The sequence below is a fragment of the Pseudonocardia sp. GCM10023141 genome, from assembly GCF_042653605.1.
Genome location: NZ_JBHSIR010000027.1, coordinates 69,559 through 85,057, shown reverse-complemented (window position 1 = coordinate 85,057; position 15,499 = coordinate 69,559). Strand labels below are relative to the sequence as shown.

The window sequence follows — 15,499 nt, the reverse complement described above, 5'->3', positions numbered from 1 at the left end:
GAAGGCGCTGCCGTGTCCGTCCGACGTCTCCACCGGTATCCCCGAGCAGGGGCTCACCGATGAGCACCTGGCACCGCCCCAACCCCGACCCGGGCAGATCGTCTGCTCCCACCGGGCAGACCCCACGGCGGCGCTGGTGGCTCCCGGTGCTGTGGATCCTCGGGATGATCGCCATGTGGGTGCTTCCCGTCCTGCTGATCCCCTCGCAGCAGGAGCTGACCTACACGGAGTTCGTCGCACAGGTGACGACGAACAAGGTGGCCACCGCGACGATCAGCGGCAGCGGGGCGATCAGGGGCAACCTCGTCGGGGGTGCGGCCTACACGTCGCAGCTCCCGACCGCGCTGGCCGACCCGAGCCTGCTCCCGCTGCTGGCGTCTCACGACGTGGCGGTCACGGCGACCAACCCCGACGCCGGGTCGCTGGTCAGCGTCCTGTTGTCGTTGCTGCCGTATGCCTTGATGATCGGCGTGGCCCTGTGGTTCCTGCGGCGCGGCAGCACGCAGGCAGGCGGTGGTCGGCTCGGCGGGATGATGGGCGTCGGCGCCTCCAAGGCCAAGATCTACGACGAGTCGAAGCCCGGCGTGCGGTTCGCCGACATCGCGGGCTACGACGGGTGCAAGACCGAGGTCATGGAGGTCGTGGACTTCCTCAAGAATCCCGAGCGCTACCGCCGAGCAGGGGCGAAGGGGCCCAAGGGGGTCCTGATGGTCGGTCCGCCCGGCACCGGCAAGACACTGCTCGCGCGGGCGGTGGCCGGTGAGGCGGCGGTGCCGTTCTTCTCGATCAGCGGCTCCGGCTTCGTCGAGATGTTCGTCGGCGTCGGCGCTTCGCGCGTGCGGTCGCTGTTCGAGGACGCGCGCAAGCGTGCACCCTCGATCATCTTCATCGACGAGATCGATGCGATCGGTGGCCGCCGCGGGTCGGGTGGGGGTTTCGGGGCCAACGACGAGCGCGAGCAGACCCTCAACCAGCTGCTGTCGGAGATGGACGGGTTCGAGGCGGGCAGCGGCGTGGTCGTGATCGCGGCGACCAACCGCGCGGACTCGCTCGACGCGGCCCTGTTGCGGCCCGGCCGGTTCGACCGGACGGTGGAGATCCCGCTGCCCAACCAGCAGGAGCGGGCGGCGATCCTGGCCATCCACGGCCGGGGGAAGCGGCTGGGCGCCGATGTCGATCTCGGTGCCGTGTCCCGCGGCACCCCGGGGTTCTCCGGAGCCGATCTGGCCAACCTCGTCAACGAGGCGGCGATCAACGCGGTGCGCGCCGACCGGGACGTCGTGACGGCTGCCGACCTCGACGCCGCGCGCGACCGCCTGCTGCTGGGGCGGCGCGACACCTCCAACGCGTTGCTACCGGGGGAGAAGCGGTCGGTGGCCGTGCACGAGGCGGGGCACGCGCTCGTCGCCGCGCTGTCCCCGCACGCCGACCCCGTCGCGAAGATCACGATCCTGCCGCGGGGCTCGGCACTGGGTGTCACCGAGCAGCTGCCCGTGGCGGAACGGCACCTGTACCCGCTGAGCTACCTGACCGATTCCCTCGCGGTGCACCTCGGCGGCCGCGCCGCGGAGCTGGTCGTGCTCGGCGAGGCGTCCACCGGTGCGGCCAACGACCTGTCCTCGGCGACCGAGCTGGCCACCCGCATGGTGCGGGAATGGGGACTGTCCCCGCAGCTCGGCCCGGTCGGCTACGGACCGGACGGCGCCACCCACGACAACCCGCTCGGTGCCCGGCCCTACGCGGAACAGACCCAGCGCACCGTCGACCGGGAGGTGGCTCGCCTGTTGCGCGAAGCCGAGGACCGGGCCGGTGCGATCCTGCAGGGCCACCGGGACGCACTCGACCGGCTCACCGCGGTGCTGATGGAACGCGAGACCATCGACGGCAGCACCCTCGACGCGATCATCGGAAACCGGATCGCCGCGCAGCCCGCCGCCCTGGCGTGAGGAGGGACGGCGCGAACCGCGCCGTCCGGTCGGCGTCGCGATCCCAACCCCGTAGACCCTTCGCTCGCCGTTCGCTCGCCGAGGGCCACGATCCGCGGAGCGCACACGCAGCCTCTTCGGTGTTGCCGAAGCCAGGGCGTGACCCGCGCAGGACCGCACGCCCGATCGGGAAGTGCGACTGCGCGTGCACCCTGTCGGGCTGCTGTGCGGCCATCGGCCGGTCCTGCTGGAAGCCGTCCAGGGCAGGCTGATGCGCAGCGTGGGGTGCCACGGCGTGCCGATCGAGGCCACCCGGTGGACCGTCACGCCGGGGTGTAGATGCCGGCGCCGATCAGCACCGCATCGGGGCTCCGGGCGGTGGAAAGGGCCGCGGCGCCGTGGTGCGCGGAACCCGGCCCTCATCGGGGGCTGCCCGGGCCAGCACCAGGACCCCGGCAACGGCGATGAGCGCCAGCGCGATCTGCGCGGCCGCCGTGACCGGCTGCGTCGCCATCGACTCCCCGCAGAACGCGATGCCCACGACCACCGCGGTCAGCGGGTCGAGCACGGTGGTGGCCGCGACCGTGACCGCGGTCGGTCCCGACGCGTAGGCCTGCTGGATCAGCCACGTCCCGCATCCTGCGAGCAGGACGGCCTCGGCGGCGAACCCGGCACCGGCCGGGACGTCACCCAGGACCAGCACCGCCTGCGATGCCGCCCGGATCAGCGTCGACCCGAGGCCGAACACGACCGCGGCGCTCCCGGCGAGCGCCATGCAGCGGACGCGGCCGCTGGTCCGCAGTCCGAACAGGGCGACCACCAGCACCGCCACCACGACGAGCTGCATCCCGGCGGAGGGCAGGGCCGCTCCGGCGGTCACGGTCAGCGCGGTCAGCGTCACGAAGCCGGCGATCCCCGCACACACCAGCCCGATCGCGATGCGCGCGCGCATCGGCAACGGGCTGCGCCGAGACGGCGTGCCGAGCAGGACGGCCGCAACGAGGCTCAGCACACCGACGGGTTGCACGATCGCAAGAGGGGCGAGCGACAGCGCGACAACGTGCATCGAGGTGGCCAGCAGGGACAGGCCGGCACCGCCCAGCCAGCCACGCGAACGCACGGCCCGACCCAGCGCCGCCGCCGGTAGCCGGTCCGGGGTAGCGGCGGCGGTGGTGGTGACGGCATCGTGCTGGAGGCGGACGCCGAGCGCGAACAGCACGGCCGCGACCGTCGCCAGCCCGATCGCGGTCAGAGTGGTAACCATCGGGGCCTTTCCGGTGATTGCGGCAGGCTGCAGGAGGTAGCGCACGGCACGCTGCCGAGGGAGGCAGCCAGCAGGACGCGGTGGCGTGCCCGGCAGCGTCCATCGGTTCAGTCGACCGGAGCAGCGCACCCCGGAGCCAGGGCCCAAAGCCGTGACTGGTGCCGCCTTCGGACCCTGCCCGGCACCAGCGGTGGACGTGACGGTGGCCGCGGGTCCACGAAAGGCCCTTGGTCGGCGCCGAAAGGGCCGAAATACCCTCGGCGCGGGAGGCTGCGAGCGGGCAGTATCAGTTCCGTCACCACAGACTTCCACTCTGTCGCTGGGGAGCGGGCGAGTGGCGCGAGCGGGGGTCAGGCCTCCCGAACCGGGAGCCCTGACCCCCGCGTCTCCCCAGCCGCCCCGCAGCCGGGGCCTGCGTGAGCGGGAGCTCGTCCGGCCCGAGGCCACGAGGTCTTCCGTGATGCCACGAGGAGTCGTTGGGCCCTGCCGCTCGGAACGGCCCGGGTTGCAAGCTGCAGTGGGCACACCGCCCATCTAGGGAGCTACTCATGAACCTCAGCACGTACGTCATCGTTCTCGTCGGCCTGCTCGTGGTGTTCGGATCCGCCATCCGGATCGTCAAGCAGTACGAGAAGGGTGTGCTGTTGCGGTTCGGCCGGGTGATCGGCGTGCGAGAGCCCGGCTTCCGGCTGATCATCCCGATCGTGGACGTGATGCGTCGGGTGTCGATGCGGATCGTGACCATGCCGATCCAGTCCCAGGGCATCATCACGCGCGACAACGTGAGCGTCGATGTCTCCGCTGTGGCCTACTACCGCATCGTCGACGCGGAGAAGTCCGTGGTGGCGATCGAGAACGTGCGGGCGGCCATCGACCAGATCGCACAGACCACGCTGCGGAAGGTGGTGGGCAAGCACACGCTCGACGAGACGCTTGCCGAGACCGACCGCATCAACTCCGACATCCGCGAGATCCTGGATGTGACCACGCTCGACTGGGGTGTGGAGGTGACGCTGGTGGAGCTCAAGGACATCCAGCTGCCGGAGAGCATGAAGCGCGCGATGGCGCGGCAGGCCGAGGCGGAGCGCGAGAAGCGCGCGAAGATCATCAACGCCGAGGGCGAGTCGCTGGCGGCCAAGGCGCTCGGCGACGCGGCCGACGTGATGATGGCGCACCCGCTCGCACTGCAGCTGCGCAACCTGCAGAGCCTGGTCGAGATCGCGGTCGACAAGAACAGCACGGTCGTGTTCCCGGCCCCGTTGATGAGCACCATCGGCGAGCTCGGCACCTTCCTGGCGCGCGAGGCCGCCGCTGCCAGCGCCTCCGCCGCACCGGCCGCCTCGACCCGGTCGGCGGCTGCGACCGAGCACCCTGCCGTCAACGGTGCCGTCGCCGGCGCGGAACTGGTGGTCTGACGGGATCGAGACGATGACCGCGCACGGTGGCCCGCCTCAACGAGGTCGGGCTCAACCGCATCACCACGCCGATCGCCGCGCGACTGCCCGGGTTCGGCGTGGTGGTGCACCGGGGTCGCCGGTCCGGTCGGATCCACCGCGCCCCGGTCGGCCTCTTCCGGTCCCGACATCGCCAGCACGATGTACATCGTGCTGGCGTCAGGATTCGCGGTGCTCGAGCTGTTCGCCCGGCCGTCCCGGCTTCGGGTCATGACGTTCGCCGACACGCTCAGGACCGCCCTGCGCCATCGATCCGGCCAGGTCGAGGTCCTGCTGATCCGGTGGTGGGCCGGAGGGCGCTGCTGACCGGCCTGACCTGCGGTACAGGACGATCGCGGTGGCGACGAGCCAGCCGACGTAGCAGGGGTAGGGAACGAACGCGTACCACCCCGAAGCAGCCATCGGTCCGGTGTCGACGACGACGCCGGCCAGCAGGCCGAGTTGCGTGGCCGCCGCGACCGCGGCGATCAGGCCCAGCCAGCCCGGCACCGCTCGGCCCGTGCCTGCCGACACCGCGAACGCCACCAGCATGACCGCGGCCGGTACGGCCGCCACCGTGAAGAGGGCCGATCCCGTCGCCGCCATCGCCACGACCAGTTCCGGTGCAGGGGTGCGCGCGGCGACCACCGCCACCGCTACCTGCCCGCCCTGGGCGACGATGCTCAGCACGACGTAGGCGACACCGGCACCGAACACGAGCGCGCCATGGCGTGCGGATCGATCGGACGCAGCGGACAGGTGAGCGCGCAGGGTCGCGAGGAACCACAGCATGAACGCGGAGCTGATCAGGAACAGCAGGCTCTGCGTCCGGAGCACGGTGGCGTTGGTGGTGAAGAACGCCGCCACCTCGACGGCGGACGCGCCAGCTGGCGGCGATCCACGCTCGAACACCGTCGCAGCCCCGCCGACGGTCAGCGCCGCCAGGCCCGCGATCGAGCCCCACCTGCCGGCGGCCGCGTCGCTCACGTGTCCGTCCGCTGCCCGCTCGCGTCCTCCGGTGCGGGTCGCGCCGCCGGCGCGACGAGGTGCTTGCCGAAGAACTCGAGGATGCGGTGCCGTGCGGCCGTGGCTGTGGCCTGGTCATAGGAGTCCGGCCCGGTCAGGCGGCCGAGCACGGCAAGCACCGCCGGCACCTCGGACGGGTCGTGGTCGTTGAGGAACCCATGCCCGGCCTGCGGGTACGTCGTGATGTCGTGCTCGACCCCGACGGCCGTGAGGACCTTCTCGAGTCGCTCCCCGGTGCCGCGGTTGGCTCGGTCCTCAGCGCCGAAGCTGCCGACGATCGGGCAGGAGCCCGCGAGTACCGATTCGGTGTAGACGTCCTTGGACGCGGTGCCGTAGTTGACGCTCGCCGCGTCGAACCCGTGGCCGGGCGCCAGTAGCAGTGCGAATCCACCGCCCATGCAGAAGCCGATGACGCCGATCCGGCCCGTGCAGTCGGCGCGTGCACTCAGCCAGGCCCGCACGGCCTCGATGTCGTCGAAGGTCCGGCCGCGCCGGGCCCGGGCGTCCCGGATCATCCGCACGAGACAGCCCGGCTTGCGACCGGCCCGGTAGAGGTCGGGCGCAGCGGCGAGGTAGCCGGCCCCGGCGAGCCAGTCGGCCTGGGCACGCAGGTCACTGCTCATCCCGAGCACGTCGTGGAGCACGACGACCCCGGGCCACGGGCCGACCCCAGCTGGAACGGCCACTGCGGTCGGGAGCGGCTCGGCGCCGGCGGGAACCATCACCTCCGCCGTCATGGCGCACCGGGCCCGGGCCGGCGGCCATCGAGGATCGAGCGGGCTGCGGGGGCCGCGGTTGGGCCGCGGGACGCGGGAGTGGATCGGGTCATCGATCCACGATGCGGAGCGTTCGGCCGCCGGTGCAGGGGCCAACGGCCCTCGTTCGGGGGCGAATGACCAATTGCGCCGGTGGACGGGCTGGGTACGGCTGGCTCCGCAGCCCGCGTTCCCCGGTGCACCGGATCGCTCGGGGCCGAAAGACCTGCGGGTTCGGTGGCTTGTGGTCCTGCCCGAGTCCGTGGCGAGCCGGCAGGCTCGATCTCGTCAGCGAAGGAGGTGGAGATGAGGTTCACCTGGAAGGACACGGCAGCTGCGATCCTGGTCGTGGCTATCGTGGTCACGTACGTCGGCTACCTGGTGTGGGGCGAGATGCCCTTCATTCAGGACCCCCGCGGCATGGCCGCCACCGGACTGGTTCTCGGTCTGGTCGCAGCCGTGCTCGCCGGGCGTGCCGCGTTCGACCCCGGGGCGCTGAACCGGACGGCACTCGTGACGGGCGTGATCGCGCTCGGCCTCGGTGTCGCCGCGGCGTGGACCGCGTACGAGTACCTGCTGGCGCCGTTCGTGATCGCGATCGTCGTCACGTGGGGGCTCGGCACCCTGATCCACACCCGCGCCCTGCCGCCCGTGAGGGCGACCGGGCACGTGCGTGAGCACGTCTGACAGAACTGGAGCCGTGGTCGCCGGAGCCACCCGGCGACCACGGCTCCGCCCTGCCTTGAGGAGGCGGCCCGATGACCGATCCACGCCACGCCGACGAGCAGTTGCACCGCGCGGCCGAGACGCTCAGGCGCGCGGTCGCGGGTCGTGCCCGTGGTCCGTGGCGATGGTCTGATCCCGACCCCGATGCGGGTGCGGCCGAGCGGATCGGCCGGCCGACGAGCATGAAGGACCTGACGGCCTTCCCGCGGACAGCTGCTCGCCCGGATCCCGGGTCATCGGGCCGCGAGCCCATGGACGCCCTCGACCGTGCGATCGCAGGCGATGCTCCCGGACCGCCGGTGCGGCGAGGTGCCCACCCGGGGGCCGGGGGCAGCATCGGTCCGTCCGTGGCCGCATCGTTGGCAGCGCTGCTCGATGCGCTGGCGGGCACGCTGGTCGCAGCGGTCGATGCGGGTGGATCCCTGGACGACGAGCCCTACCGGTCGGCGCTGCGCCTGGCTGCCGTGATCGGTGACGGTACGGCGAGCTGACCGGGAACTGCCCGCGACGAGGGCGAAGGGCCTGCGGTGCCGGGAGTTCCGGCCCCTGTGCCCGGGGCGGTGCCGTGGTGATGCTGGGCGCGTGGCCGTCGCCACCGGCGCGGCAGCGGATCGAGAGAAGGACAGTCACATGCAGGCAGTGGTGGTGGTGGAATCGGTGTTCGGCAACACCAGGGCGGTCGCGGAGGCGATTGCCGAAGGCCTGGCGAAGACCATGAACGTGCGGGTTCTCGACGTGTCCGCGGCCCCGGCGTCGACCGCGGGGATCGACCTGCTCGTCGTCGGCGGACCGACGCACGTCTTCGGGCTGACGAGGCACTCGACGCGGGAGTCGGCGGCCGAGCAGTCCGGTGGTGCCGTCGTGGCCGCGGCGATCGGACTACGCGACTGGCTCGACGACCTTCCGGGAGGGAGCGCGCTCGCGGCGGCCTTCGACACCCGGACCGATCACCCCCGGCTGCCGGGCTCGGCAGCGGGCGGCGCGGTCAAGCGGCTGCGCAGGCGCGGCTATCGCATGATCGCCGATCCGGAGACGTTCCGCGTGCTCGGTACGAAGGGGCCGCTGCTGATGGGGGAGCCCGAGCGGGCGCGGGCATGGGGTGCGCTGCTCGGTAGCCAGCTCGTGCCCACCGCGTGACAGCGATCGCCACCGACGGACGGGCCGAGGTCAGCGGTCGGCCAGCGGTCCGCGGTGGCTGAACCGGCTCGCGCGCCGGTGGATGCGGTGCGTCGTGTCGCGTCGGCGTCGATCCGGCACGGGTGCGACCCGCTCGCTGTAGAACAGCGTCTTGGCGACCTCGATGAGGATCAGGTAGACGACGATCAGCCCGGCGAGCACCGCGAGGAAGGCCGGCGGCAGGGGCTGGAAGCCCAGCACGCCGGCCAGCGGGGTGAACGGCAGCGCCACCCCGACCGCGACGACAGCGAGGGTGGCGCAGGTGAGCGGCGTGCTCGGGCGGCTCCGCAGGAACGGAACCCGCCGGGTGCGAATGGCGAAGATCACCAGCGTCTGGGTGGCGAGCGATTCGACGAACCATCCGGAGCGGAACAGGTCCGGGCCTGCGTGCAGCGCTCCCAGCATGATCCCGAAGGTCAGGAAGTCGAACAGCGAGCTCACCGGCCCGAAGAACAGCATGAACCGCCGGATCATGTGCAGGTCCCAGTGCGACGGCGCGCGCATCTGGGCGTCGTCGACGTTGTCGGTGGGGATGCTGAGCTGGCCGGCGTCGTAGAGGAGGTTGGTGAGCAGGATCTGCGAGGGCAGCATCGGCAGGAACGGCAGGATCGCGGCCGCCCCGGCGGCGCTGAACATGTTGCCGAAGTTGCTCGAGGTTCCCATCAGCACGTACTTGATGGTGTTGGCGAAGGTCCGCCGTCCCTCGGCGACGCCGCCGGCCAGCACGCCGAGGTCCTTCTCCAGGAGCAGGACGTCGGCAGCGTCCTTGGCGACGTCGGTGGCGGTGTCGACCGAGATCCCGATGTCGGCGGCATGCAGCGCGAGCGCGTCGTTCACCCCGTCGCCGAGGAACCCGACGTCGCGGCCCCGGGTGCGCAGCAGCCGGATGATCCTGGCCTTCTGCTCCGGCGCGACGCGAGCGAAGATCGTCGCCGTCTCGGCGGCAGCGGTGAGGTGCTCGTCGTCCATCGCCTCGATGTCGGTGCCCACCAGCGTGCCGCCGGACACGAGGCCCAGTTCCGCGCAGACCTTCTCGGCCACCAGAGCGTTGTCGCCGGTCGCGACCTTGACCGCGATGCCGAGTGCCGCCAGCCGCCGCAGCGCGTCACCGGCGTCGGCCTTCGGCCGGTCGAGGAACACGAGGAACCCGTCGAGGGTCAGGTCGTGCTCGTCGTCGGGTGCTGGGGAGCGCGTGGCGGGAAGGGACCTGCTGGCGACGGCGATCACCCGGCTTCCGTCGGCGAACAGCGACCGCAGCGTCGCGGCGGCGGCCGGTGGCACCTCGGTGCAGCGTGCGAGCACGGTCTCGGGGGCACCCTTGACCACCAGCAGTGGGCCGCCGCTCGGCTCGTCGATCAGTACCGACACCATGCGCCGGTCGTGATCGAACGGGAGCGTGCCGATCCGGCGTCCGGCGGGCGCCGGGGTGGCGGCCGCAGCCCAGAGCGCCGCGTCGAGCGGATTCCCGCCGACGCCTTCGGACTCCGTCGCGAGCAGGCCCTTGCGGAACACCTCGTCGGACGGGGCACCCGCGGCGTCGAGCGCGGCGCTGAAGCTGACGCTGCCCTCGGTGAGGGTGCCGGTCTTGTCGGTGACAAGCACATCCATGTCGCCCAGGTCCTCGATGCACACCAAGCGCTTCACCAGCACCTTGTGCCGTGCGAGGCGTCGGGACCCGGTCGCCAGGCTCATGCTGACCACCGCGGGGAGCAGCTGCGGGGTGATCCCCACGGCGATGGCGAGTGAGAACAGCAGGGCATCCAGCAACGGGCGGGCGAGCAGCACATTGGTGGCCAGGATGAACGCGCTGAGCACCAGTGCGACGTAGAGCAACAGCATCGAGTAGCGGCGCAACCCGACCTGGAACTCGGTCTCTGGCTGGCGCTCACCCAACCCGACGGCGATCCGCCCGAACGCGGTGCGGGCGCCGGTGGCGACCACGACGCCGGTCCCGCTACCGGCCTGCACCACCGTGCCCATCAGGGCGCACGAGCTCAGCTCCGCGAGCTCGGCACCGGGAGCGACCGGTGCGGGGTCCTTCGCCGCCGCCGCGGTCTCGCCGGTCAGCACGCTCTCGTTGCACTCCAGACCGGTGGTCTCCAGCAGGCGCAGGTCCGCGGGAACGACCTCACCCATCGCCAGCCGGACGACGTCACCGGGCACGAGGTCGGTGACGGCCACCTCGACCGGCACCGCATCGCGGAGTACGACGACTCGGTACCGGACCGCGGTGTGCAGTGCCTCCGCCGCGCGCTCGGCGCGGTACTCGTTGACGAAGCCCAGCCCCACGCTCGCCGCGAGGATCACGCCGATGATCACTGCGTCCGTGCGCTCCCCGAGGAGGTACGAGACGGCGGCGGTGACGAGCAGCAGGACCAGCAGCGCGCTGCGCAATTGCCTGCCCAGCACCGCGAGCGGGCGGGCGTGGTGGCTGCGCACCGCGTTGGGGCCGACGGCCGCCCGCCGCGCTGTGACGTCCGTGGTGCTCAGGCCGGTCGGCCCGGTCGCGAGCGCCGTCAGGACATCCGTGGCGCCGCGCGCGGCTGCGTCGGCGGCCGTCATGCGCGCGGCTACCGGCGGCAGTTGCACGCCCACCGCAGTGTCCACATCGTGGTGTCTAGTCGCCGCTCGGTGCCGGGGGACAGGGTCGAACGGCCCTGATCACGGTCTGCCCGCTCGGTCCCGCCCGAGCCGGGAACGTACGGGCCGAACGGCCGGAGGATGGCCATCACCTTTCCACCGGCCGACCGGCCGACCGGCCGGCAGCGCCGCCGCAGTGCCCACTCGCAGAACGACGATCGGCGTCGTGTTGCGGAGGTTGGCTCCCGAACAGCCGACTCGAGGTCTTCGACGGATCCGGTCACTCCCCGCACGGCGAGCAGCCGGCCCGTTTCGCGCGCGAGAACGGGACCGTCGGCCCTGCCGGGTCTGCCTGATCTCCGCTGCACTGGGGTCGTGACGACCTCAGGCACGGTGCCGGCCGGCTCGGACCCGGGCGCGCGACCCACAGGCGACGAACCGGACGTGCCGGGCCCCCCGTCGCGCTCGCCCGGCCGCCGGTGGGTTCGCCGCGGCGTCGGCCTCGTCGTGCTGCTCATCGTGATCGAGTACGGGATCGTGCCCCTTCTCGCCGACGTCGACTCGGTCCGGGAGGCCGTGCGGGGGGTGCAGGCATGGTGGTTCGTGCCGGGGGTTGCCCTGGAGGCGCTGTCGATACTGGCCTACGGCCTCTACACCCGGGCGCTGCTGGGGCGGGCGGGCCGACCGCCACTGTCGCGTGTGGTGCGAATCGATCTGACCACCTGGGGCGCGGGTCACGTCCTGCCGGGCGGGCCCGCGGGGACGGCCGCGCTGCGCTACCGGCTGCTGACCGACGCCGGGGTGGGCCGGTCCGACGCCGTCCTGCTCGCGGGTGTCCAGGGCGTCGTGTCCGCCATGATCCTGCACGTGATCCTCTGGGCCGCGCTGCTGATCGCGATCCCCCTGCACGGCGGCATCCGGCTCGTCGAGCTCGCGGTGGTCATCGGCCTGGTCGCCGCCGCGGACGTGCTGCTCGTGACGGTCGTCGCGCCCCGCGGGCTGGGCCGGGTCGGGCCGGCGCTGCGGCGCGTCGCCGCGCGGATCCACGCAACGTGGGTGCGCCAGCTCGAGCGGCAGTCGCGTGACGTCGTCGAGCAGGTGCGCCGGATCGGGCGCGATCGCCGGCGGCTCGCACTGGCCACGACCTGGGCGGGGCTCAACTGGCTGCTGGATGCCGCCGCGCTGGAGGTGTTCCTGCTCGCGCTCGGGCAGCCGGTCGATCCGGTCGGTGTTCTCGTCGGGTTCGGGCTGGCCAGCACGCTCGGGGTGCTGCCGATCACACCGGGCGGGATCGGCGTCGTGGAGGGGGTGCTGGTGCCGGCGCTGGTCGCGTTCGGGGTGCCCGCCGCACCGGCACTCGTCGCCGTGCTCGGGTGGCGGGTGGTGAGCTTCTGGCTGCCCGTTCCCGCCGGCCTGCTGAGCTACCTCTCGCTCCGACTCGACATCCCGGCGCCGGACCGTCATGCCCGTCGATGATCCTGGCCGTTGGGAGTGGTGTGCGTTCTGGTGCTGGCGCGCCGGTCAGGACCGATAGGCTTCGGGACGCGGGGGTGGGTTCTCGCCAGATCCGAGTCCGACAGCATCAGACCTTCGTGGAATCAGGCCCCGCCCCGGTTGTTCCATCGCGCGTAGTGGAGAAATGATGGGAAGTCGGGCAATTCTCGTGCTCTACATATTACTGCTGATCGCGGTGGTGGTCGGCGTGGATGTCCTGTTCTTCAGGAACGAGTTCTGGGGCCGGCTGCTGGTGAACCTCGGGATCGTGCTCATCTTCGGGGCGTTCTACCTGCGGTTTCTGAGAGCTTCGTGAATGCCGAATGGCGCGCTCTTGAGCGTCCTCGCCTATCAATGGGGTGTCGAGTCGGGTGAAGTCGTAGTCGACCTGATCACCGAGCGCGGGCTGGACGCCGTCCATGGTGATCAGGAACCGGCGCCGATGGGGACGTCGGGCACGAGCAGGTGCGCAGGCCGGTCAGGACCCCAGTGCAGCGTGAGCCGCCGGGGGGAGCGGGTGCGGTAGTGGCCGGGGAACTGACCGGTGAACGGGTTGCGGGTCGAGAGCCACCGCCCGGCCACGACCAGGCGCAAGCACTCACCGGCGCGGAACCGGGTGGCCGACGGGCCCAGCGCGACCGCCACCGCGACGACCTCGCCCGGTCCGACGGGTTGCGGGTGGCGGAGCGTGGGGACCGGGGCGTACGGCGTCGACCCCGCGGTGTCGAGCCTCCGCAGCGACACCTTCTGCCAGCCCGTGCAGACGCGGTCGCGGCCCCATCCGTAGGAGCCCTCGAAGGGTACGTAGCGCCCGGAACGCCACTTCTCGACTCCGATGACGAGGTCGGCGTCGGGCGCGCCGTGCGTCTCGACCCATACGGTGGCCGCCATCGGCCCGGTCAGCTCCACGTCCGCAGCCACCCTCCACGTGAAGGCCGCCGCCTGTCTGCGGGGATCGAAGGTGAGGGTGCCTGCTCGGTGCGGCGCCGCCAGGGTGAGCGCACCGCCGGAGGCGAGGTGCAGCCGCGTCCAGCGGGTGCTCGCGAGCGGCCACGCGGACTCCTCCCGTACCTCGACGATCCGGTCGCGGTCCTCGCGCACCTCCAGCCGCACGCGGGGCGGCGCCGCGACGTCGACCCCGCGGACGTAGCGCTCGAAGAACGCCAGCTGGGCCTGCCGCGCCGGGGCACCGTAGAAGGTGTCCCACTTGCCGCCGCGGTGGGTGTAGGCGAAGCGGTCGCTGGACCCGACCTGCTCGAAGGCCCGGAACGAGCCGCGGCTGTGCACGCAGTTGTCCGAGAAGCTCGCGCAGACCAGCATCGGCACCTCGATCGCGGCGAGTTCGGGGACGAGGGACTGCCACCAGCCGTCCCGCAGCGGGTGGCGCCGTCGTTGCCGTGGCAGCGCGACGGTGAGGCGCACGCTCCGGGTGATGATCCGGCTCCACAGGCTCGCGAACCCGTTCTCGTAGACGCCACCGGGCGTGAACAGGTCGCGGTAGGCGTCCGTGAAGCCCTCCCACGGGCAGATCGCGCGCAGCCCCGGCGGGTGCAGGGCCGCCGCCTTGTACTGCGACAGCGCCAGGTAGGACACCCCCAGCAGGCCGACCCCGCCGCTGCTCCACGGCTGCCGAGCCGCCCACTCGACGAGGTCGTGGACGTCCTCGCCCTCCCGGTCCGAGAGCAGCGTGCCCGTCCCCCCGGACGTCCCGGCTCCCCGCAGATCGGCGTTGACGACGGCGTAGCCCTGCGCCACCCACCAGACGGGATCTGGCGCCTCCCAGCCGGTCAGGCTCGACGTCGCGATCGGGGTCGGTTGGCGCATGAGCCGGTACTGCACCGGCAGCCGGTGGCCACGCGAAGAGCGGGCCGGCACGCTGTCCTTGCCGTACGGGTGCGCCGAGAGGATCACCGGGAACGGGCCCGGCCCGGGCGGCCGGTGGACGTTCACACGCAGCACCGTGCCGTCGCGCACCACTGCCGCCACGTCGCGCTCGACGTGCAGCGTGCCGGGTGCGGGCTGGTGGATCGTGATCGGTGGCCGGAGGATCGACCACAGCCGCGCGAGCCCGTAGCGGACTGCCCCGGGCCTGCGCCAGGGATGGACGAGCTCGGGCCAGGGGGGCACCATCCCCATCCCGGACCGGTTGCTCGAACCGAGCGCTCCGGACATCGTGCACTCCTCGTGTCGAGACGGCCACCCTGCACCGGACGGGCGGAGCCCGGACAGGGCCGACCGCTCCCGCCGAGCCGCCGATGGACCTGTGCCGCGGTCCTGTTCGGTCCGGAGCCCGACCGCCGGGGTCCTTCGGCACTTGATCGCGACGAGCCGCGCGGGGTTGGGTGGTGGGAGTGCTGACCCTAGCGAAGGAGGTCCCATGACCGCGCCCGAGCCTGCCGCCCATGGCCGCGAGCCCCATGCGGCAGGGCTGGGTTCCCGGCTGAACTGGCTACGAGCGGGCGTGCTCGGAGCCAACGACGGCATCGTGTCGGTGGCCGGCCTGGTCGTCGGGGTCGCCGGCGCAACGGTCGAGCGGATTCCCGTCCTCACCGCGGGGGTGGCCGGGCTGGTGGCGGGGGCGGTGTCGATGGCACTGGGCGAGTACGTCTCGGTCAGCAGCCAGCGCGACACCGAGCTCGCCCAGCTCGCCACCGAGCGGCGCGAGCTGGCCGAGACCCCCGAGGACGAGCTCGCCGAGCTCGCCGCGATCTACCGGGCCAAGGGGCTGTCCACGGCCACCGCGCACACGGTGGCGATGGAGTTGACGGCCCACAACGCGTTCGCGGCGCACGTCGAGGCCGAGCTCAAGATCGACCCGGACGAGCTGACGAGCCCGCTGCAGGCCGCCGGGGCCTCCGCGCTGGCCTTCACGCTCGGCGCGCTCCTGCCGCTGATCGCGATCCTGCTCCCACCAACAGGGTGGCGGGTACCCGTCACGGTAGCCGTGGTGCTGGTGGCGCTCGCCCTCGCCGGCGCCGTCAGTGCCCGCATCGGCGGCAGCGCCGTCCACCGCGCCGTCCTGCGGGTCGTGGTCGGCGGGGCGCTGGGGCTGGCGGTCACCTACGGCATCGGGCACCTCATCGGTGGTGCTGTCGGGTGATCGCGCCGGTCGCGGAGCCC

13 protein-coding genes are annotated in these 15,499 nt (G+C 72.3%); 7 read left to right on the top strand and 6 right to left on the bottom strand.

Features of this window, described 5'->3' with window-relative positions; genetic code table 11:
• Positions 1–59: 59 nt before the first annotated feature.
• On the top strand, positions 60–1,946 hold the full coding sequence (ftsH, locus tag ACFPFQ_RS16055) for an ATP-dependent zinc metalloprotease FtsH (protein ID WP_379619453.1): 1,887 nt from the start codon (positions 60–62) through the stop codon (positions 1,944–1,946).
• Between the two features lie 331 nt (positions 1,947–2,277).
• On the opposite strand, the gene ACFPFQ_RS16050 is transcribed toward ftsH, so the two are convergent.
• Positions 2,278–3,189: a hypothetical protein gene (locus ACFPFQ_RS16050; protein ID WP_379619451.1), complete on the bottom strand. Its 912-nt coding sequence runs from the start codon at positions 3,187–3,189 to the stop codon at positions 2,278–2,280.
• Between the two features lie 548 nt (positions 3,190–3,737).
• Here ACFPFQ_RS16050 and ACFPFQ_RS16045 point away from each other — a divergent pair.
• Positions 3,738–4,604, top strand: a complete 867-nt coding sequence (locus ACFPFQ_RS16045; RefSeq protein WP_379619450.1) for a slipin family protein — start codon at positions 3,738–3,740, stop codon at positions 4,602–4,604.
• A gap of 198 nt (positions 4,605–4,802) precedes the next feature.
• Here the strand turns inward: ACFPFQ_RS16045 and ACFPFQ_RS16040 are convergent, their stop codons facing one another.
• Positions 4,803–5,609: a hypothetical protein gene (locus tag ACFPFQ_RS16040; RefSeq protein WP_379619448.1), complete on the bottom strand. Its 807-nt coding sequence runs from the start codon at positions 5,607–5,609 to the stop codon at positions 4,803–4,805.
• Positions 5,606–6,385: a dienelactone hydrolase family protein gene (locus ACFPFQ_RS16035; protein WP_379619446.1), complete on the bottom strand. Its 780-nt coding sequence runs from the start codon at positions 6,383–6,385 to the stop codon at positions 5,606–5,608. Before ACFPFQ_RS16035 ends, ACFPFQ_RS16040 begins: the two co-directional genes overlap by 4 nt.
• 324 nt (positions 6,386–6,709) lie before the next feature.
• On the opposite strand from ACFPFQ_RS16035, the gene ACFPFQ_RS16030 reads away from it, so the two are divergent.
• From ACFPFQ_RS16030 to ACFPFQ_RS16020, 3 genes are all read left to right on the top strand, one after another.
• A complete protein-coding gene (locus tag ACFPFQ_RS16030; RefSeq protein WP_379619444.1) occupies positions 6,710–7,090 on the top strand; it encodes a hypothetical protein in 381 nt (126 codons plus the stop codon).
• A 71-nt stretch (positions 7,091–7,161) separates the two neighbouring features.
• On the top strand, positions 7,162–7,620 hold the full coding sequence (locus ACFPFQ_RS16025) for a hypothetical protein (RefSeq protein ID WP_379619442.1): 459 nt from the start codon (positions 7,162–7,164) through the stop codon (positions 7,618–7,620).
• 139 nt (positions 7,621–7,759) lie between these two features.
• Positions 7,760–8,266, top strand: a complete 507-nt coding sequence (locus tag ACFPFQ_RS16020) for a flavodoxin family protein (protein ID WP_379619441.1) — start codon at positions 7,760–7,762, stop codon at positions 8,264–8,266.
• Positions 8,267–8,296: 30 nt separating this feature from the next.
• Here ACFPFQ_RS16020 and mgtA read toward each other — a convergent pair whose 3' ends face one another.
• Positions 8,297–10,912, bottom strand: coding sequence for a magnesium-translocating P-type ATPase (gene mgtA, locus ACFPFQ_RS16015; RefSeq protein ID WP_379619439.1), 2,616 nt, complete (start codon positions 10,910–10,912; stop codon positions 8,297–8,299).
• A 348-nt stretch (positions 10,913–11,260) separates the two neighbouring features.
• Here mgtA and ACFPFQ_RS16010 point away from each other — a divergent pair, with 348 nt between their 5' ends.
• Positions 11,261–12,361, top strand: a complete 1,101-nt coding sequence (locus tag ACFPFQ_RS16010) for a lysylphosphatidylglycerol synthase transmembrane domain-containing protein (RefSeq protein ID WP_379619437.1) — start codon at positions 11,261–11,263, stop codon at positions 12,359–12,361.
• 199 nt (positions 12,362–12,560) lie between these two features.
• Here the strand turns inward: ACFPFQ_RS16010 and ACFPFQ_RS16005 are convergent, their stop codons facing one another.
• Together ACFPFQ_RS16005 and ACFPFQ_RS16000 are read right to left on the bottom strand one after the other, a co-directional pair.
• Positions 12,561–12,800 carry a hypothetical protein gene (locus ACFPFQ_RS16005; protein WP_379619435.1) on the bottom strand — a complete coding sequence of 80 codons (240 nt, stop codon included), beginning with the start codon at positions 12,798–12,800 and terminating at the stop codon, positions 12,561–12,563.
• Positions 12,801–12,805: 5 nt separating this feature from the next.
• Entirely contained in the window at positions 12,806–14,551 is a 1,746-nt protein-coding gene (locus tag ACFPFQ_RS16000) for a CocE/NonD family hydrolase (protein WP_379619433.1), read from the bottom strand.
• Positions 14,552–14,756: 205 nt separating this feature from the next.
• Here ACFPFQ_RS16000 and ACFPFQ_RS15995 point away from each other — a divergent pair, with 205 nt between their 5' ends.
• On the top strand, positions 14,757–15,479 hold the full coding sequence (locus tag ACFPFQ_RS15995) for a VIT1/CCC1 transporter family protein (protein ID WP_379619432.1): 723 nt from the start codon (positions 14,757–14,759) through the stop codon (positions 15,477–15,479).
• The last annotated feature ends 20 nt before the right edge of the window (positions 15,480–15,499 follow it).

Bases quoted from the DNA above. Each gene is read 5' to 3' on its own strand.
- ftsH (WP_379619453.1), top strand. From the start codon at position 60: ATGAGCACCTGGCACCGCCCCAACCCCGACCCGGGCAGATCGTCTGCT.
- ACFPFQ_RS16050 (WP_379619451.1), bottom strand. From the start codon at position 3,189: ATGGTTACCACTCTGACCGCGATCGGGCTGGCGACGGTCGCGGCCGTG.
- ACFPFQ_RS16045 (WP_379619450.1), top strand. From the start codon at position 3,738: ATGAACCTCAGCACGTACGTCATCGTTCTCGTCGGCCTGCTCGTGGTG.
- ACFPFQ_RS16035 (WP_379619446.1), bottom strand. From the start codon at position 6,385: ATGACGGCGGAGGTGATGGTTCCCGCCGGCGCCGAGCCGCTCCCGACC.
- ACFPFQ_RS16030 (WP_379619444.1), top strand. From the start codon at position 6,710: ATGAGGTTCACCTGGAAGGACACGGCAGCTGCGATCCTGGTCGTGGCT.
- ACFPFQ_RS16025 (WP_379619442.1), top strand. From the start codon at position 7,162: ATGACCGATCCACGCCACGCCGACGAGCAGTTGCACCGCGCGGCCGAG.
- ACFPFQ_RS16020 (WP_379619441.1), top strand. From the start codon at position 7,760: ATGCAGGCAGTGGTGGTGGTGGAATCGGTGTTCGGCAACACCAGGGCG.
- ACFPFQ_RS16005 (WP_379619435.1), bottom strand. From the start codon at position 12,800: ATGGACGGCGTCCAGCCCGCGCTCGGTGATCAGGTCGACTACGACTTC.
- ACFPFQ_RS16000 (WP_379619433.1), bottom strand. From the start codon at position 14,551: ATGTCCGGAGCGCTCGGTTCGAGCAACCGGTCCGGGATGGGGATGGTG.
- ACFPFQ_RS15995 (WP_379619432.1), top strand. From the start codon at position 14,757: ATGACCGCGCCCGAGCCTGCCGCCCATGGCCGCGAGCCCCATGCGGCA.